General features: G+C 54.4%; 2 protein-coding genes. Both read left to right on the top strand.

What is annotated here, in order from left to right:
• On the top strand, positions 1-430 hold a 430-nt coding region (locus J5224_RS27935; protein WP_264628380.1), incomplete at its 5' end, for a phosphatase PAP2 family protein.
• Positions 431-485: 55 nt separating this feature from the next.
• The gene (locus J5224_RS27930; protein ID WP_264628379.1) at positions 486-1,244 is read left to right on the top strand and encodes a hypothetical protein; all 759 of its coding nucleotides are present in this window, start codon (positions 486-488) and stop codon (positions 1,242-1,244) included.
• Positions 1,245-1,351: the final 107 nt, after the last annotated feature.

Raw genomic sequence — 1,351 nt, 5'->3', positions numbered from 1 at the left:
CGAACGCTATTTCTATTCGTTGCCCCGTCCTGAACGCGCGCGTCTGGTGGCTGAACAGTTGAATGCACAGACGCAGATACCTGAATGGCTGCGCGCCCATTGGCAATTTGAAACGGGCTTTGCCTTCCCGTCCGGGCATACCCTGTTTGCGGCAACCTGGGCGTTGCTGGCGGTTGGGTTGCTGTGGGCGCGGCGACACTATAAAACCGTGGTGGTGTTGATGGTGTGGGCGTCGGGAGTGATGGGCAGTCGTTTGGTCTTGGGCATGCACTGGCCGCAGGATTTGATCGCGGCGACTCTGATGAGTTGGGTATTGGTGGTGCTGGCTTGTACGCTGGCGCAGCGCTGGTGCGGTCCATTAACGCGCTCACCTCAGGAAACGCAAAGTGAAGATGACCCCCAAAAGGGGAACAAGGGACCTATCCCGTAATGCGTTTTTCACTGTATTGCAGTGCGAGCAACGCCGACGTCAGGGTCACGTCGGTATGATCTCTGGCATTGTTGGTCCGGCTGTGAACCTCTCCGGGGTGCCATGCAGATGGACAATCGGTCACGATCACACATCGTGGCGGATGCCGTTGAACCGCTTGATACGTAACGTCCTCTGCGTGACCAATACACACCAGCGCAAACGCAAACGGGTCCCTGTGGTGCTGGTCCCTACAAGGTGCGTGAACGCGGGGGTGCGGGCAAGGTTAAATCAAGTGATGGCCAATGATGGAACTACATTACAAGACGCGCTAGAGAGTTTACATCTGAGGCTGAAAGTCACACTGGCGTCGCAACACCCCATCGTCAAAGGCAAAACGGTGCAATTGCCTTACGGCCCGAGCGAAATTTTTACCTTGGAAAAGTGGGGCGCGGAGTACCGAATGGTCAATGCGATCGAAGGCGTAGCCTCACACACTGAAGGTTATTATGTTTTCATTATCCCTGTCGACGCGCCGTATAAGATCCAGTGTGCCGCGCTGGCCTGCCCGGAAGAACCGATAAGCAGGATCCCCCTCAAGGGGCACTCTTCGTTTGTGAATGTCACCAAGGTGCATTTCGCCGGGGTGCTAAAATTCGTTCAACAGCGGCTGGCTTTTTGGAGTAATGCCAGCGGCCATTTTATGCCTCCGGCTGAAGCCCGCTATGCGCTCTTGCCCTATATAAAATTGCTTTTGCCTGAATCGCGTTTTGTCGATCATCGCTTTTTGTTATCAGGTTGCGCAAAAACAGGCGGCGCTGCCGCTGTTGCCTGATGCTACCTCAGTTAGCCGTGCCCTTTATCGGGCTATAATGGATAATTCTATGGGGTTTAGCGCCAACATTTGGCATAATCATCAGGTTAAGGCGATATCACAGGAAC

Source organism: Candidatus Symbiopectobacterium sp. NZEC135, from assembly GCF_025962695.1.
This window is presented reverse-complemented; position numbering and strand designations above follow the sequence as displayed.

Excerpts from the sequence above, each read along its gene's own strand:
- J5224_RS27930 (WP_264628379.1), top strand. The coding sequence starts at position 486 with ATGATCTCTGGCATTGTTGGTCCGGCTGTGAACCTCTCCGGGGTGCCA.